At 65.5% G+C, this 14,432-nt stretch carries 17 protein-coding genes and 1 riboswitch; of the genes, 12 read left to right on the forward strand and 5 right to left on the reverse strand.

Annotated features, from left to right (window positions below):
- The first annotated feature begins 1 nt into the window (after position 1).
- The 3 genes from AUL30_RS05350 to AUL30_RS20260 all read left to right on the forward strand — a co-directional run bounded on the left by AUL30_RS05350 (position 2) and on the right by AUL30_RS20260 (position 1,024).
- On the forward strand, positions 2-271 hold the full coding sequence (locus AUL30_RS05350; RefSeq protein WP_062226804.1) for a DUF1289 domain-containing protein: 270 nt from the start codon (positions 2-4) through the stop codon (positions 269-271).
- Positions 272-381: 110 nt separating this feature from the next.
- Positions 382-570, forward strand: coding sequence for a hypothetical protein (locus AUL30_RS19215; RefSeq protein WP_062226805.1), 189 nt, complete (start codon positions 382-384; stop codon positions 568-570).
- Positions 571-595: 25 nt separating this feature from the next.
- The gene (locus AUL30_RS20260) at positions 596-1,024 is read left to right on the forward strand and encodes a type II toxin-antitoxin system PemK/MazF family toxin (protein ID WP_083507677.1); all 429 of its coding nucleotides are present in this window, start codon (positions 596-598) and stop codon (positions 1,022-1,024) included.
- Positions 1,025-1,456: 432 nt separating this feature from the next.
- On the opposite strand, the gene chrA is transcribed toward AUL30_RS20260, so the two are convergent.
- Together chrA and hemF are read right to left on the reverse strand one after the other, a co-directional pair.
- The gene (chrA, locus tag AUL30_RS05360) at positions 1,457-2,776 is read right to left on the reverse strand and encodes a chromate efflux transporter (protein WP_157069920.1); all 1,320 of its coding nucleotides are present in this window, start codon (positions 2,774-2,776) and stop codon (positions 1,457-1,459) included.
- An 80-nt stretch (positions 2,777-2,856) separates the two neighbouring features.
- Positions 2,857-3,765 (reverse strand): oxygen-dependent coproporphyrinogen oxidase, encoded by a 909-nt coding sequence (hemF, locus tag AUL30_RS05365; protein WP_062226858.1) that lies wholly within the window; start codon positions 3,763-3,765, stop codon positions 2,857-2,859.
- A 166-nt stretch (positions 3,766-3,931) separates the two neighbouring features.
- Here hemF and AUL30_RS05370 point away from each other — a divergent pair, with 166 nt between their 5' ends.
- A complete protein-coding gene (locus tag AUL30_RS05370) occupies positions 3,932-4,195 on the forward strand; it encodes a hypothetical protein (protein WP_062226859.1) in 264 nt (87 codons plus the stop codon).
- 11 nt (positions 4,196-4,206) lie between these two features.
- On the opposite strand, the gene AUL30_RS05375 is transcribed toward AUL30_RS05370, so the two are convergent.
- Positions 4,207-4,530 carry a hypothetical protein gene (locus AUL30_RS05375; RefSeq protein ID WP_062226807.1) on the reverse strand — a complete coding sequence of 108 codons (324 nt, stop codon included), beginning with the start codon at positions 4,528-4,530 and terminating at the stop codon, positions 4,207-4,209.
- Between the two features lie 49 nt (positions 4,531-4,579).
- A riboswitch (SAM-I-IV-variant riboswitch) is annotated at positions 4,580-4,694 on the reverse strand.
- A 74-nt stretch (positions 4,695-4,768) separates the two neighbouring features.
- Here AUL30_RS05375 and AUL30_RS05380 point away from each other — a divergent pair.
- The 7 genes from AUL30_RS05380 (at position 4,769) to AUL30_RS05410 (ending at position 12,464) form a co-directional block, all read left to right on the forward strand.
- Entirely contained in the window at positions 4,769-5,767 is a 999-nt protein-coding gene (locus AUL30_RS05380) for a sugar-binding transcriptional regulator (protein WP_244490717.1), read from the forward strand.
- Between the two features lie 133 nt (positions 5,768-5,900).
- Positions 5,901-7,217 (forward strand): ABC transporter substrate-binding protein, encoded by a 1,317-nt coding sequence (locus AUL30_RS05385; protein ID WP_062226808.1) that lies wholly within the window; start codon positions 5,901-5,903, stop codon positions 7,215-7,217.
- Between the two features lie 76 nt (positions 7,218-7,293).
- Complete coding sequence (locus AUL30_RS05390; protein WP_062226809.1) at positions 7,294-8,166, forward strand: carbohydrate ABC transporter permease; 873 nt, start codon at positions 7,294-7,296, stop codon at positions 8,164-8,166.
- A gap of 4 nt (positions 8,167-8,170) precedes the next feature.
- Positions 8,171-9,001 carry a carbohydrate ABC transporter permease gene (locus AUL30_RS05395; protein ID WP_062226810.1) on the forward strand — a complete coding sequence of 277 codons (831 nt, stop codon included), beginning with the start codon at positions 8,171-8,173 and terminating at the stop codon, positions 8,999-9,001.
- A gap of 10 nt (positions 9,002-9,011) precedes the next feature.
- Positions 9,012-10,013, forward strand: a complete 1,002-nt coding sequence (locus AUL30_RS05400) for an ABC transporter ATP-binding protein (RefSeq protein WP_062226811.1) — start codon at positions 9,012-9,014, stop codon at positions 10,011-10,013.
- A 47-nt stretch (positions 10,014-10,060) separates the two neighbouring features.
- Positions 10,061-10,837 carry an SDR family NAD(P)-dependent oxidoreductase gene (locus AUL30_RS05405; protein ID WP_062226812.1) on the forward strand — a complete coding sequence of 259 codons (777 nt, stop codon included), beginning with the start codon at positions 10,061-10,063 and terminating at the stop codon, positions 10,835-10,837.
- A 4-nt stretch (positions 10,838-10,841) separates the two neighbouring features.
- Entirely contained in the window at positions 10,842-12,464 is a 1,623-nt protein-coding gene (locus tag AUL30_RS05410; protein ID WP_062226813.1) for an FGGY-family carbohydrate kinase, read from the forward strand.
- A 36-nt stretch (positions 12,465-12,500) separates the two neighbouring features.
- On the opposite strand, the gene AUL30_RS05415 is transcribed toward AUL30_RS05410, so the two are convergent.
- Together AUL30_RS05415 and AUL30_RS05420 are read right to left on the reverse strand one after the other, a co-directional pair.
- Positions 12,501-12,977, reverse strand: a complete 477-nt coding sequence (locus tag AUL30_RS05415; RefSeq protein WP_062226814.1) for a Crp/Fnr family transcriptional regulator — start codon at positions 12,975-12,977, stop codon at positions 12,501-12,503.
- Between the two features lie 108 nt (positions 12,978-13,085).
- Positions 13,086-13,769 (reverse strand): response regulator transcription factor, encoded by a 684-nt coding sequence (locus AUL30_RS05420; RefSeq protein WP_062226815.1) that lies wholly within the window; start codon positions 13,767-13,769, stop codon positions 13,086-13,088.
- A gap of 129 nt (positions 13,770-13,898) precedes the next feature.
- Here AUL30_RS05420 and AUL30_RS05425 point away from each other — a divergent pair, with 129 nt between their 5' ends.
- Positions 13,899-14,420: a L,D-transpeptidase family protein gene (locus tag AUL30_RS05425; RefSeq protein WP_244490718.1), complete on the forward strand. Its 522-nt coding sequence runs from the start codon at positions 13,899-13,901 to the stop codon at positions 14,418-14,420.
- Positions 14,421-14,432: the final 12 nt, after the last annotated feature.

Below are 14,432 nucleotides of genomic sequence, written 5' to 3' on the forward strand. Positions count from 1 at the left end.
TATGGCCAATGTCTGGCGCAAGGCGCCGTCTCCCTGCATCGGGGTCTGCAAGTTCCGCGATGCGGGCCACTGCATCGGCTGCCGCATGACCAAGCCGGAAAAGAAGGCCTTCAAGAAGCTCGGCGGCAAGAAGAAGCGGCGTGCCTTCTTCGACATGCTGGTGGAGCGCCTGAACGCGGCCGGCCGCTACGGATACTGGTCGAAGATGTACCGCCGACGCTGCGCCCGCAAGGACAGGGATTGTCCGCTGGACGAGCTCGGCCATGGTTAGACCGCCCCGCGCCAGGAGACAGTCCCGTGTCCGATAGCTGGTCCACCGCCCCATCGCCCTGTGTCGATATCTGCAAGTACAAGCGCCAGGGCCGCTGCGTTGGTTGCACCATGACGAAGGCAGAAAAAGACGCCTTCCCCCAATCGGGCAGCGCAGAGATGAAGCGCGATTTCATTCTGCGCGTCGTGGAGCGCGTATCGCTCGAGCGCAACCCGGCCTTCTGGGCCATGGCCTACCGGCGCAAATGCGCCAAGGAGGGAGTGCCGTGCCCGCTCGACGAGGCCGGGCCGGATGCATAAGATGGTAAAGGCCTTTCATTAAAACATGCCACTCTTATACTATCCCTCTGCCGGAGAAATTGTCCTCTGTAATTATTCAACAGGCTTCATTAAACCAGAAATGGTAAAGCTTCGGCCCGTCGTAATTGTTTCACCTAGACTACGGCGACGGGCTGACCTTGTCGCCGTTGTTCCGCTTAGCACCACGCCACCCAATCCGGCAGAGCCTCACCATTGCTGCCTTAGTCTGGTGGTGCCGTTGCCTGCGCCGTTCGAGACGCCGCAAATGTGGGCGAAATGCGATATGGTTTCGACTGTGGCATTGTCCCGGCTCGATCGATTTCGTGATGGCAGGGCGCCCGGCGGCGGTGCTCGACGGTTTAGAACGGGTAACGTAAGTGCCGCCCAACTGATCGAAATACGCCGAGCTATCCTGCATGGTCTTGGGTTGGGTTCATTGACGATTCACCTCTAGGCGCTTATGTCAATGAGCGTTCCCGCTCTGCTTCGGCATCGGGCTTGGAGACTGCTTCTTAATCGAAGCAGCGGGCCTTGCTTCTGCGATAACAAGCTTGCGAGGCCGTCGATGTGTTCGGGAAAGCCCTGCCAGGACGGTGGGGCTTTTCGCGTATTCAGGTCAGCTATCCCCGGAAAGCGATCGTAGGTGCGCTACCCACGCCCTCAACAAACTCCTTTTCGTGCATGCGCTTGATCCGGTACCGATCCGACCGTGGTCGGTTTTGAGCCATACGGGATTGGCTCCATGGTTGCCTGTACGCACCCTCCGACGAATTGGCCGCCAGCATCAGAGCCATGCGCCAAGAATGGACACCTCCCCGACCTCAACCCCGTCACCAACCAGACGTGGCCTTCGTGAAAGGCGAACAATCTTATAGCTGAATGCCGCCTACCCGAGCCGTCCGAGGAGGATGCCGGCGCCGGCGCCGATCGCCAGGAGTGGGGCGACGCCGAGTTTGAAGCGCAGGAGCAGCGCGGCGGAAAGAAGCGCCAGGCAGCCGGCCCGCCAGTCGAAGGAGGCGAGGATCGGGATGTCGGGTCCGATGCCGGCGCCATTGAGGGGGCGGGTCTGCCTGAACAGGATATGCAGGCCGAACCAGAGCGACAGGTTCAGGATCACGCCCACGATGGCTGCCGTCACGGCCGATAGAGCGGCGGCGAGGCGCTGGTGCCCGCGAAGGGCTTCCACATAAGGCGCTCCGAGGAAGATCCACAGGAAGGAAGGCGCGAAGGTGACCCAGAGCGTCAGCGCCGCGCCGATGCTGCCTGACAGGAAGGGGTCGAGGATGCCCGGATTGCGATAGGCGGCCAGGAAGCCGACGAATTGCAGGACCAGGATGAGCGGCCCGGGGGTCGTTTCGGCAAGTCCCAGCCCGTCCAGCATCTCACCCGGCGCAAGCCAGCCCAGACCCTCCACGGCCGCCTGCGCCACATAGGCCAGGACGGCATAGGCGCCGCCGAAGCTGACGGCCGCCATCAGGCTGAAGAAGCCGGCGATCTGCGTGAAGACCGCATCCGGACCCAGGGCGAGTACGCTGACGAGAAGTGGCGTGAGCCAGAGCGCGAGCCACACGACTAGAACCCGAAGCGCCGTGCGGGCACAGGGCCGCGTATGCTCCAGCATACCCTCGGCCAGCATGGTATCGATGGCTGACGGCAGGGGTGCCGGGGCGCCTGCGCTTGCCGCCACGGCCGAGGGCCGGCGCCCATGCGCGATCCAGCCCGCCAGACCCGCGGCCATGATGACGAGCGGGAAGGGGATCTGCAGCATAAAGAGCGCCAGGAAGGCCGCCAGGGCCACGCTGCGGGAGAAGCGGTCGATAAGGGCGCGGCGGCCGATGCGCAGGAGCGCCTGCAGGACGATCGCAAGGACGGCCGCCTTGATGCCGAGGAACGCCGCGTCCACGGCCGGCACGCTCCGATACAGGACGTAGAGGATGCTCAAAGCCAGCATCAGCCCGGCACCGGGCAGGATGAAAAGAAGACCGGCGATGAGGCCGCCCAAAGTGCGGTGCAGGAGCCAACCTGTATAGGTGGCAAGCTGCTGCGCCTCGGGCCCTGGAAGGATCATGCAGTAGTTGAGCGCATGCAGGAACCGCTTCTCGTCGATCCAGCGCTTCTCGTCCACCAGCTCACGGTGCATGAGCGCGATCTGGCCGGCCGGGCCGCCGAAGGACAGAAGGCCGATCCGGGCAAAGCAGCGCGTCATGGCCCGCAGGCTCGGCCGGGGAACCGGCAGGTGCGAGCTGGCAGGCGGTGCTCCTTGCGTGTCCGCGTGCCTCGCCTCGCTCAGGGCCATTTGACGACGGGCGGCATGGACGACAGGATCGAATGCACGTTCCCCCCCGTCTTCAGGCCGAACAGGGTTCCCCGGTCATAGAGCAGGTTGTATTCCACATAGCGTCCGCGCTGGACGAGCTGTTCCTCGCGGTCGGCCTCGGTATAGGTCTTGTGCATGTTCTGCCGCACGATGTGCGGGTACACCACGAGGAACGCCTTGCCGAGATCCCGCGTGAAGGCGAAGTCGGCTTCCCAGCCACCGGCCTCTTCCGGCGAATGCAGCCAGTCGTAGAAGATGCCGCCCACACCCCGGGCTTCGTTGCGATGCGGCAGGAAGAAGTATTCGTCGCACCACTGCTTGTAGCGGTCGTAATTGGCAACGGCGCCATGGCGCTCGCAGACGAAGCGCATGGCCTTGTGGAAGGCCATGGTGTCGGGATCCTCCTGGGTGCGGCGGCGCGCCAGGGTGGGCGTCAGATCGGCGCCGCCCCCGAACCATTGTCCGGTCGTCACCACCATGCGGGTGTTCATGTGGACGGCCGGCACGTTCGGATTGCGCATATGGGCAATGAGCGAGATGCCGGAGGCCCAGAAGTTCGGATCGTCGCTCGCGCCGGGGATCTGCTTGGCGAAATCGGCGCTGAACTGGCCATGGACGGTCGACACATGAACGCCGACCTTTTCGAAAACGCGGCCATGCATCATCGACATGACGCCGCCGCCGCCGTCCTTCTCACGCTGCCAGGGGGTGCGCTGGAACCGTCCGGGCGGTGTCCCACCATCGGCATCCAGTTCGTCCTCCAGAGTCTCGAAGGCCTCGCAGATGCGGTCGCGCAGTTGCTCGAACCATTCGCGCGCCGCCTGTTTCTTGTCTTCCAGCCCTTCAGGCAAGCCCTGCGGTAGATCCGGTCGTTCCATGTCGTCCTCCAGCAGCATAACGCGCCGCCCACGCAAAGGTTGTGCTTGCCCACCATGCAACCCAAGCGGCGCGAAGATTAGAACAATGCGTCCTTATTGGGAATTGCCGAGTCCAACTTGAGGGCGAGCGCCACTCTCCTAGATGATGTGTTTCGAGGAGACGTCCATGCCGGCACAGCGCACACCGCCCCTCGATGGGCTCCGGCGCCAGCTCGCCCGCAGCCGCGCTGGCAAAGGCGCGGGCGCGAACCCGGCCGATTCCTTTATCCGCCAGACCTACGCCCTCCCGCGCGATGAAGCGCGCAGCGTGGCGCGGCAGTGGTTCGAGCGCTACCCGAAGGCGGCTTACTGGACCTCGGTGGAAAGCTGGCGGAGCCTGCCGGACGACCGAATCGAATTCACCATGCGGCGCCTGCCTTCCGCCGATTGAGCCATGCCGCGTCAGGCTGCGGCGCGGACCGGCTCGCTCGTTTCGTCGCAGAGGGCCAGCCCCAGATGGCGTGCCGCGAAGGCGCGTGCGGCGGAAAGATCGTCGCCCGGAAAGACGGCCGCCAGCAGCACCTCGCCGCGGAGGTGCCGCTGCTCGGGCAGATGCGGGACGAGGTAGAGATGGGTGAAGACCTCACCCGCCGACCGGTGGACCACGCCGAAGACCGTGGAGGCTCGCGCCCGCCCGCCCGGCATGATCGCCGTCCGGCCCATGCAGAGGGCGGTGTCGCCCGCGCGCAGATGCAGCCTGGAGGAAGGATCGAAACCGGAGCCCATAGGTCGTGCCCTTTCTTGCGAAAGCCTGTCTGAATGGCGCGACGATGTGGCGTATCCGCTTGGTTGCCGGTTCGGCCACATCCCTTCCCCCTTTCGGGAGAAAGCGCCACCTTGCCCGGAATGGCAGGTTGGCGTTGGGCCGCGCCCAACTCTTGATGCGAGGGGTTGCATGCCATGTCGGCGCCGCAAGCGCAAGGGGCGCCGTCGACCCCGTTTGACACATCGCCGCACCGACGCCATGACAATGCGGATCGAGGGGAACCGCAAAGGCAATCCGCGCACCATGGCCAAGCCACGGCAGGACGATACGCAACGGCTGGACGACGCGGCACGCGCCGGATGGCTTTACTACGTGGCCGGGCGTACGCAGGACGATATCGCACGCCAGCTCGGCATTTCACGCCAGAGCGCGCAGCGGCTCGTATCGCTGTCGGTCAGCGCCGGGCTCGTCAAGGTGAGAATCGACCATCCGATCGCCGCCTGCCTGGATCTGGCGCAGGCGCTGCGCACGCGCTTCGGCCTGCGCCTTGCCGATGTGGTGCCGACCGACCCGTCCTCAGGCTCCACGACGCTCGGCGTCGCGCTCGCCGGCTCGGCCGAACTGGCGCGGCGGCTGGCCGATCCTGAACCGGGGATCATCGCCATGGGGACGGGCCGCACGCTGAAGGCGGCCGTCGAGCAGCTCTCGCCCATCGGTTGCCCACAGCACCGCATCGTCTCCCTGACAGGCAACATCACGCTGGACGGCTCGGCCTCGGTCTTCAACGTGATCTTCTCCATGGCCGACAAGGTCGCCGCGCCGCTCTTTCCCATGCCGCTTCCCGTTGTCGTATCCTCGCCGCAGGAGCGCGCGCTCCTGCACCAGCAGAAGGTCGTGGCCCGGACCCTGTCCCTCGCGGCCAAGGCCAACGTGACCTTCGTGGGCATCGGCGAGATCGGGCCGGGTGCGCCCTTGATGAAGGACCGCTTCATCTCACCCGAAGAGTGCGACGAACTGGTCCGGCTGGGCGGTGTGGGGGAAATCGTGGGTTGGGTCTTCGACGCGGCCGGCGCCATTCTCGACTGCCCCTACAATGAGCGCGTGGCGAGCGCGCCGCTGCCGCCGGCGGACCGGTCGGACGTCATCGCGCTGGCCATGGGGCCGGCAAAGCTGGCCGCGCTGGCAGCCGCCGTACAGGGCGGGCTCGTCAGCGGGCTCATCACGGACGAGGCGACGGCAGAGGCGCTTCTGGCGTAAGGCGAACCCGGCAACCGTATAGTTGCTTGTGCACTGCATCAACCACCACGGATTGACAAGCTGCCTGGAGATTGAGAATTTGCCCAGGAGGCGGGTAATTGCCCGCATATTAAGCTGGGAGGCTCATCTCGACATGTTGAAAATCGCGCTCCTGACCGGCGCGGCGTCGCTCGCCGCCCTGTCCGGTCCTGTTATGGCACAGCAGACGCTCACCATCGCCACCGTCAACAATGGCGACATGATCCGGATGCAGGGTCTGACGCAGGACTTCACGCAGAAGCATCCCGACATCCAGCTCAACTGGGTGACGCTGGAAGAAAACGTCCTGCGCCAGCGCGTCACGACCGACATCGCCACCAAGGGCGGCCAGTTCGACGTGATGACGATCGGCACCTACGAGGTTCCGATCTGGGCCAAGAACCAGTGGCTCCTGCCGCTCGACAATCTCGGCGCCGACTACGACGCCGAGGATATCCTGCCCCCGATCCGCGAAGCCCTTTCGGCGGACGGCAAGCTCTTTGCGGCGCCCTTCTATGCCGAAAGCGCGATGACGCTCTACCGCAAGGACCTGTTCGAGGCGGCCGGCATGACCATGCCGGAGGCCCCGACCTGGCAGTTCATCGCGCAGGCGGCGCAGAAGATTTCCGAGGCGAACTCGAACGTCTACGGCATCTGCCTGCGCGGCAAGCCCGGCTGGGGCGAGAACATGGCGTTCCTCGGCTCGATGGCGCGCAGCTATGGCGCCAACTATTTCGACGCGAACTGGCAGCCGCAATTCGAAAGCGAAGGCTGGAAGTCCGCCGTCGCCCAATATGTCGAACTCCTGACCAAATACGGCCCCCCGGGCGCGGCGTCGAACGGCTTCAACGAAAACCTCACGCTGTTCAACCAGGGCCGCTGCGCCATGTGGATGGACGCGACCGTCGCGGCCTCCTTCGTGACCAATCCGAAGGAAAGCCAGGTCGCCGACAAGGTCGGCTTCGCGCCCTTCCCCTGCGGTGTGGAGAATTGCCCGAACAAGGGTGCCAACTGGCTCTGGGCCTGGTCGCTCGCCATTCCCGCGGGCTCGCAGAAGGCCGATGCCGCCGAAACCTTCATCGCCTGGGCGACCTCCAAGGCCTATCTGGAGCTCGTGGCCGGCAAGGAAGGCTGGGCCAACGTTCCCCCCGGAACGCGCACCTCGCTCTATGAGAACCAGGAATACCTGAGCGCAGCGCCCTTCGCGGCCCAGACCCTGCAGGCCATCGACAATGCCGATCCGTCGATCAAGCCGGACAAGCCTTATGTCGGCCTGCAATTTGCGGCCATACCGGAGTTCCAGGGCCTCGGCACCGCCGTCGGCCAGCAGATGGCGGCGGCCGTGTCCGGCTCCATGCCGCCCGAGCAGGCGCTTGCCGCGGCCCAGCAGACGGCCATGCGTGAAATGACGCGCGGCGGCTACATCAAGTAGTCGCGCCTTTCGCCGGCCGGCCCGCCCCGGGCCGGCCGGTCATCACGAAAAGCCCCACGCGTCGGGAGTCTTCCCCATGGCCACCGCAAAGACCCATACGGCCGCACGGCTCATGCTGGCGCCCTCGGTGATCGCGCTCCTCCTCTGGATGATCGTGCCACTGTCCCTCACGCTCTACTTCTCGACGCTGAACTACAATCTCTTCAATCCGGCCGAGACGCCCTTCATCGGGCTGACGAACTACAAGTTCTTCCTGTCCGACCCCGCCTTCCTGACCGCCCTGCGCAACACGCTGACGCTCGTGGCCGGGGTGCTCGTCATCACCGTGGGCGGCGGGATTCTTCTGGCGCTGCTGCTGGACCAGGCCTTCTACGGCGTCAACATCGTCCGGCTTCTCGTCATCGCGCCCTTCTTCGTCATGCCGACGGTGGCCGCGCTGGTGTGGAAGAACATGATGATGAACCCCGTCTACGGCGTGATCGGGCAGGCCCTCAACGCCATCGGCATCGGGGCGATCGACTGGTTCTCCACGGCGCCGCTGACGGCCGTCATCATCATCGTGGCCTGGCAGTGGCTGCCTTTTTCCACGCTCATCCTCCTGACGGCGCTGCAATCCCTGTCGGAAGACCAGAAGGAAGCGGCCGAGATGGACGGGGCGGGGGTGCTCTCGATCTTCTGGCACATCACCCTGCCGCATATGGCGCGGGCCATCACCGTCGTGATTCTGATCCAGACCATCTTCCTTCTGTCGATCTTCGCCGAAATCTACGTGACGACCAGCGGCGGGCCTGGGCTGCAGACCACCAACATCCCCTATCTCGTCTACAGCCAGGCGCTCCTGCAGTTCGACGTGGGCGGCGCTTCGGCCGGCGGCATCGTGGCGGTTATCCTGGCCAACATCGTCGCCTTCTTCCTGATCCGCCTCATCGGCAAGAACCTGGAGGCCTGAGGATATGGCACGCGCCGCCACGACCCGTCGCAAGCTCGGCTTCACCATCCTCGGATGGGCCGTCGGACTTCTGATCTTCTTTCCCGTCCTGTGGACGGTGCTGACATCCTTCAAGACCGAGATCGACGCGATCTCCGTGCCGCCGAAATACGTCTTCTTCGACTGGACGCTCGAAAACTACGTCACGGTCAACGAGCGCTCGGACTATTTCCGCTTCATGATGAACTCGGTCTATCTGGCGCTCGGCTCCACCCTGGTGGGCCTCATCTTCGCGGTCCCGGCGGCCTGGTCCATGGCGTTCTCGCCCGGCAAGCGGACCAAGGACATCCTCCTCTGGATGCTGTCCACCAAGATGCTGCCGGCCGTCGGCGTGCTGGTGCCGATCTATCTTCTGTTCCGGGACTTCAACCTTCTCGACACGCGAACCGGGCTGATCGGGGTGCTCTTCCTCATCAACCTGCCGATCATGGTGTGGATGCTCTACACCTATTTCCGGGAAATCCCGGTCGAGATCCTGGAAGCGGCGCGGATGGACGGGGCGTCGCTGCGCCATGAGATCACCCATGTCCTGGCGCCGATGGCTGTTCCCGGCATCGCCTCGACCGTCCTCCTGTCGGTCATCCTGGCGTGGAACGAAGCCTTCTGGACGCTGAACCTCACCACGACGAACGCCGCGCCCCTGTCGGCCTTCATCGCATCCTTCTCCAGCCCGCAAGGCAATTTCTACGCGAAGCTGTCGGCTGCCTCCACCATGGCGATCGCACCCATCCTCATCATCGGCTGGTTCTCGCAACGCCAGCTCGTGCGTGGCCTGACCTTCGGCGCCGTGAAATAGGAAACCCGACATGAGCGCGATCGAACTGAAGAACGTCCAGAAGCGTTTCGGGGACGTCACCATCATTCCCGGTCTCGACCTGTCCATTGAGGATGGCGAGTTCGTGGTCTTCGTCGGGCCCTCCGGCTGCGGCAAGTCCACGCTGCTGCGCCTGATCGCCGGGCTGGAGGATGTCTCGGGCGGCACCATCAGCATTGACGGGCGGGACGTGACGCAGGTCTCGCCGGCCAAGCGGGGGCTGGCGATGGTGTTCCAGTCCTATGCGCTCTATCCGCATATGAGCGTGCGGGCCAATATCGGCTTCCCGCTCAAGATGGCGGGCCAGTCCAAGGACGCGATCGCCCGCAAGGTCGAGGCCGCGGCGGCCACGTTGAACCTGACCGACTATCTCGAGCGGCGCCCGCGCGAACTGTCCGGCGGCCAGCGCCAGCGCGTGGCGATCGGCCGAGCCATCGTGCGCGAGCCGACCGGCTTCCTGTTCGACGAGCCCCTGTCCAACCTCGACGCCGCGCTGCGGGTGAACATGCGCCTGGAGCTGTCGGAGCTGCACCAGCAACTCGGCACGACGATGATCTACGTGACCCACGACCAGATCGAGGCCATGACCATGGCCGACAAGATCGTGGTCCTGAACAAGGGGCGGGTGGAGCAGGTCGGCTCACCGCTGGAACTCTACCGGCGGCCGGCCAATCTGTTCGTGGCCGGCTTCATCGGCTCCCCGCGCATGAACTTCCTGCGCGGCGCCGGCGCGCAGGCGCATGGGGCGGACACGCTCGGCTTCCGCCCCGAGCATACGCTGATTTCCACCCAGTCGGGCGCCCTGCCGGGTATTGCCGGCGTCTCCGAGCATCTGGGCTCGGACACGTTCATCCATGTCCGGTTGGACAGCGGCGAGCAGGTTACCGCAAGGTCCATCGGCGATTACCGGGTGGCGCATGGCGACCGGGTCTGGCTGACGCCGGAGGAAGGCCAGCTTCACCGCTTCGATGCGGAAGGACGCGCGCTCGCATGAGCGGCGGCATCCTTTTCGCCAAACGTCGCATAGCTTGAGGAAACGATATGTACCTGGAAAGACTGAAGCTGGACGGCAAGGTCGCCGTCGTCACCGGGGCCGGGCAAGGCATCGGCGAGGCCTGCGCCACCGCCCTGGCGGAAGCCGGCGCCACCGTCATCGTGGCCGATATGGACCCCGAGCGTGTGCGCGGTGCGGTGGAACGGCTGACCGCCGCCGGCTACAAGGCCCATGGGGCCGAGCTCAACGTCACGCGTTCGGCGGATGTGGCGGCGCTGGCCGACCGGATCGCCGGCGAGCATGGCCGCATCGACATCCTCGTCAACAATGCGGGCGTCGCCCGTTCGGACGTGCGGGCCGAGGATACGAGCGACGAGCATTGGCGCTTCCACATGGACGTCAACCTGGACGGGCTCTTCTGGTGCTGCCGCGAGTTCGGGCGCAAGATGCTGGAGGCCGGCTCGGGCTCCATCGTCAATATCGGCTCCATGTCCGGCTTCATCGTCAACAAGCCGCAGCCGCAGGCCTTCTACAATGCCTCCAAGGCGGCGGTGCACCACCTGACCAAGTCGCTGGCGGCGGAATGGGGCCAGCGGGGCGTGCGCGTCAACGCCGTGGCGCCGACCTATATCGAAACGCCGTTGACACGCTTTGGGATGGAAGAGAACCCGCAAATGTATAAGGTGTGGCTCGACATGACGCCGATGGGTCGCGTCGGTCAGCCGGAAGAGATCGCATCGGTCGTCCATTTCCTGGCCTCCGACGCTGCCAGCCTGCTGACCGGCTCGATCGTCGTCGCTGACGGTGGCTATACCTGCTGGTAAGGAAATGATGGACGCATTTGTTGGAGTAGACGTCGGCACGGGCAGCGCCCGCGCCGGCGTTTTCGATCGTTCTGGCCGTCTTTTGGGAACGGCCAAGCGGGATATCCGGATCTGGCGTGGCGAAGGCAGTATCGTCGAGCAATCCTCGAACGATATCTGGAACGCCGTCGTCGCCTCCGTACGGGAGGCCATGACCCTGTCGGGCGTGCCGGCAGAGGCGGTCCGGGGCCTCGGCTTCGACGCAACCTGTTCGCTGGTCGTCATCGGGCCGGATGGAAAGGGGCTTCCCGTCGGGCCGAGCGAGGACCCGGAACGCGATATCATCGTCTGGATGGATCACCGCGCCCTGGGGCAGGCCGAGCGGATCAACGCGACCAGGCACCCTGTGCTGCGCTATGTGGGCGGCGTCATCTCGCCCGAAATGGAAACGCCGAAGCTTTTGTGGCTGAAGGAAAACCGGCCATCGGTCTTTGCCGGGGCGGCGCATTTCTTCGATCTGGCGGACTATCTGACCCACCGTGCCACGGGCAGCCTGGCGCGGTCGGTCTGCACGCTCACCTGCAAATGGACCTACCTTGCCCATGAGCGCCGCTGGGACGGCGATTTCTTCCAGCGCATCGGCCTTGGCGAACTGGTGGATGAGGGCTTCTCCCGGATCGGGACCGAGGTGCTGGACATCGGCGAGCCCGTGGCAACGGGCCTGACGGCACAGGCCGCCGAAGAACTCGGCCTGAGGCCGGGGACCGCCGTCGGCGCGCCGGCGATCGACGCCCATGCGGGCGGCATCGGGACGCTCGGCTCCAGCCGCTCGGGCCAGGCGAGCGATCCGGCCTCGGAACTTGCCTTCATCATGGGCACGTCTTCCTGCGCCATGGCCGTCACGCATGACGCCGCCTTCGTCGACGGCGTCTGGGGGCCTTACAAAGATTCGCTCCTGCCGGGCTACTGGCTCCTGGAAGGCGGCCAGTCGGCCTATGGCGCGGCGCTCGACTTCCTCGTCTCGCTGCATCCGGCCGCGCCGCGCATGGCACAGGCCGCCAAGGATGCCGGCCGCTCGCTGATCGGCGAGTTGGAAACCCGCGCTCTCGACATGGCCGGGTCGGTGGAAGCGGTGGCACATCTGGCGCACGACATTCATGTCCTGCCGGAGTTCCTCGGCAACCGCTCGCCCGAGGCTGACCCTGCCGCGACGGCCGCCCTGGCGGGGCTGACGCTGGATGCCAGCGATACGGCGCTGGTGCGCCTCTTCGTCGCCGGACTGTGCGGCCTGTCCTACGGCACGGGCGATATCGTGCGCGCCATGCGGGAGAAGGGCGTCAGCCTCGACGCCATTGTCGTGTCGGGCGGGGCGGCACGCTCCACCCTGTTGCGGCGCATTCTTGCGGATGCCACCGGCATGCGCGTCGCCCTTCCCACGACGCCCGAGCCGGTCCTTCTGGGCAGTGCCATCATCGGCGCCGTGGCGGCGCGTGCCTTCCCCAGCCTGTCGGCGGCCGCCGCGCAGATGGGCGGCATCGGGGAAGAAACGGTCCCGAACGAAGCCATGGCGGGTTTCCACGCGCGCAAGCTCAAGGCCTATCACATCCTGCGGCAGGCGGAGCGTCAGATCAGGGCCTTGGCCGACTGACCCGCGCGGAGTGATCCGTGACAGGTACCGGGCGCGTCAGTGCCCGGTGCCCTCGTCCTCGTCCGGAGCGTCGAAATAGGGGGACAGCGTGTCGATGCGAGCGGTCAGGCCGATCAGCTCGGCCGCCAGGGTGGCCTGGATCGACGCGGCGATGTCCGGAAATTCCTCCAGAAGCCGGCGGAAGAGCTGCCGGCCGATGCGGATGACTTCCGTCTCGCCCCGCGCTACCGCGGTGGAGTGCCGGCGCGTTTCGGCGATCAGCGACAACTCGCCGATCAGCGCGCCTTCGGGCGCCACGGCGAGGACCCGGCTGCGATCCCGCGACATCAGGAGGATTTCGCCCGATACGACCACGAAGCCGCCATCGGCGCGGGCTTCTTCGCGGAACAGGGTTTCCCCGTCCGACAGCCAGCGGTGCTCCGCGCCGAAGGCGAGAAGTCGGAGCTGCTCGCGCGACATGTCGGCGAAGACAGGCACATTGCCCAGAAGGGCGATGTCGCTTTCCAGACCCATGAACCGACGCGATGCTCCGATGCCATTTCCATGCGTATCGGAGCGAAGGGTAGAAGCAATGTCCTTCCAAACCGTCAAGATGACGGCTGGAAGGCGCGCGATCTGCCGTTAGGGCATCAGCTTGTAGCCACCGGCCTCGGTGACGATCAGCCGTGCCGCGGAGGGTTCGGGCTCGATCTTCTGACGAAGGCGGTAGACGTGGGTTTCCAGCGTATGGGTGGTCACGCCGGAATTGTAGCCCCAGACCTCCTCCAGCAGGATATCGCGCGTGACGACGCGCCGATCGGCCCGGTAGAGGTAGCGTATGATCGCGGTTTCCTTTTCGGTCAGCCGGATCTTCCCGCCCTTTTCGTCCAGAAGCATCTTCTGGCTCGGCTTGAAGACATAGGGACCGATCTGGAAGGTCGCGTCCTCGCTCTGCTCGTGCTGGCGGAGCTGGGCGCGGATCCGCGCCAGGAGCACGGCGAAGCGGAATGGCTTGGTGACGTAGTCGTTGGCGCCCGCTTCCAGCCCGAGGATCGTGTCGGAATCGGCGTCCTGCGCCGTCAGGATGATGATCGGCGCCTTGAAGCCGGACTTGCGCAAGAGCTTGACGGCTTCGCGCCCGTCCATGTCGGGCAGGCCGACATCCATCACCACGAGGTCGATCAATCCCGCACGCGCGGTCGCGATGCCCTTCGTGGCGGTCGGCTCGTCGAGGACATTGAACTCTTCATAGAGCGAAAGCTGCTCCGTCAGGGTCTGCCTCAGGTCGTCGTCATCGTCTACGATCAGGATGCTGCGTGCGTTCATGAAACCATATGAGTTGGTATGGGCGTGAAGTGTCGAACATGCGGAAGAGCCGTGTCGATCACGGCCCTATCAGTCTAATGTGTGATGAAGCATGCCATTTTTCCAGCGGATGCAATGCAAAAACACTTGATGAGCCAGGTGATCACGGTGCGCCGCTCACCTCTTTCGCCCCTGCGGGGCATCCTGCGGGCCGGTCCGTTGAGCCTGCCCTGCGCGCTCGGCCGCTCCGGCACGACCATCTTCAAGCGGGAAGGGGACGGCGCAACGCCGGCCGCGTCGATGCCGCTCCTGTCGGCCTTTCGCCGGCCGGGGCGCATGACGCGCCTTGCGCCGCGCCTGCCGGTCCTGTGGACGCGGCCGACCGACGGCTGGTGCGATGCGCCCCGCCATGCGGCCTATAACCGCCACGTGCGCCTGCCCTTTCCGGCCAGCGCCGAAACACTGCAGCGCAGGGACAGGCTTTATGATTTCGGCGTGGTGCTGGACTTCAACCTGACGCGTCGGCAGCGCGGCGGCGGAAGCGCGATCTTTCTGCATGTGGCGCGGGCCGGGCTCGGCCCCACGCAGGGCTGCGTCGCGCTGTTGCCGGCCGACATGGAGCGGCTCGCGCCGGTTCTGTCGCGCCGCTCGCGGCTCCGCGTCCTGCGCTGACCGCGCCCGGCC

The organism is Aureimonas frigidaquae, assembly GCF_001463905.1.
GTDB lineage: Bacteria > Pseudomonadota > Alphaproteobacteria > Rhizobiales > Rhizobiaceae > Aureimonas > Aureimonas frigidaquae.

What these genes read in the sequence shown, in the direction of transcription:
- AUL30_RS05350 (WP_062226804.1), top strand. Translation starts at nt 2, where the DNA reads ATGGCCAATGTCTGGCGCAAGGCGCCGTCTCCCTGCATCGGGGTCTGC.
- AUL30_RS19215 (WP_062226805.1), top strand. Translation starts at nt 382, where the DNA reads ATGACGAAGGCAGAAAAAGACGCCTTCCCCCAATCGGGCAGCGCAGAG.
- AUL30_RS20260 (WP_083507677.1), top strand. Translation starts at nt 596, where the DNA reads ATGCCACTCTTATACTATCCCTCTGCCGGAGAAATTGTCCTCTGTAAT.
- chrA (WP_157069920.1), bottom strand. Translation starts at nt 2,776, where the DNA reads ATGACGCGCTGCTTTGCCCGGATCGGCCTTCTGTCCTTCGGCGGCCCG.
- hemF (WP_062226858.1), bottom strand. Translation starts at nt 3,765, where the DNA reads ATGGAACGACCGGATCTACCGCAGGGCTTGCCTGAAGGGCTGGAAGAC.
- AUL30_RS05370 (WP_062226859.1), top strand. Translation starts at nt 3,932, where the DNA reads ATGCCGGCACAGCGCACACCGCCCCTCGATGGGCTCCGGCGCCAGCTC.
- AUL30_RS05375 (WP_062226807.1), bottom strand. Translation starts at nt 4,530, where the DNA reads ATGGGCTCCGGTTTCGATCCTTCCTCCAGGCTGCATCTGCGCGCGGGC.
- AUL30_RS05380 (WP_244490717.1), top strand. Translation starts at nt 4,769, where the DNA reads ATGACAATGCGGATCGAGGGGAACCGCAAAGGCAATCCGCGCACCATG.
- AUL30_RS05385 (WP_062226808.1), top strand. Translation starts at nt 5,901, where the DNA reads ATGTTGAAAATCGCGCTCCTGACCGGCGCGGCGTCGCTCGCCGCCCTG.
- AUL30_RS05390 (WP_062226809.1), top strand. Translation starts at nt 7,294, where the DNA reads ATGGCCACCGCAAAGACCCATACGGCCGCACGGCTCATGCTGGCGCCC.
- AUL30_RS05395 (WP_062226810.1), top strand. Translation starts at nt 8,171, where the DNA reads ATGGCACGCGCCGCCACGACCCGTCGCAAGCTCGGCTTCACCATCCTC.
- AUL30_RS05400 (WP_062226811.1), top strand. Translation starts at nt 9,012, where the DNA reads ATGAGCGCGATCGAACTGAAGAACGTCCAGAAGCGTTTCGGGGACGTC.
- AUL30_RS05405 (WP_062226812.1), top strand. Translation starts at nt 10,061, where the DNA reads ATGTACCTGGAAAGACTGAAGCTGGACGGCAAGGTCGCCGTCGTCACC.
- AUL30_RS05410 (WP_062226813.1), top strand. Translation starts at nt 10,842, where the DNA reads ATGATGGACGCATTTGTTGGAGTAGACGTCGGCACGGGCAGCGCCCGC.
- AUL30_RS05415 (WP_062226814.1), bottom strand. Translation starts at nt 12,977, where the DNA reads ATGGGTCTGGAAAGCGACATCGCCCTTCTGGGCAATGTGCCTGTCTTC.
- AUL30_RS05420 (WP_062226815.1), bottom strand. Translation starts at nt 13,769, where the DNA reads ATGAACGCACGCAGCATCCTGATCGTAGACGATGACGACGACCTGAGG.
- AUL30_RS05425 (WP_244490718.1), top strand. Translation starts at nt 13,899, where the DNA reads ATGAGCCAGGTGATCACGGTGCGCCGCTCACCTCTTTCGCCCCTGCGG.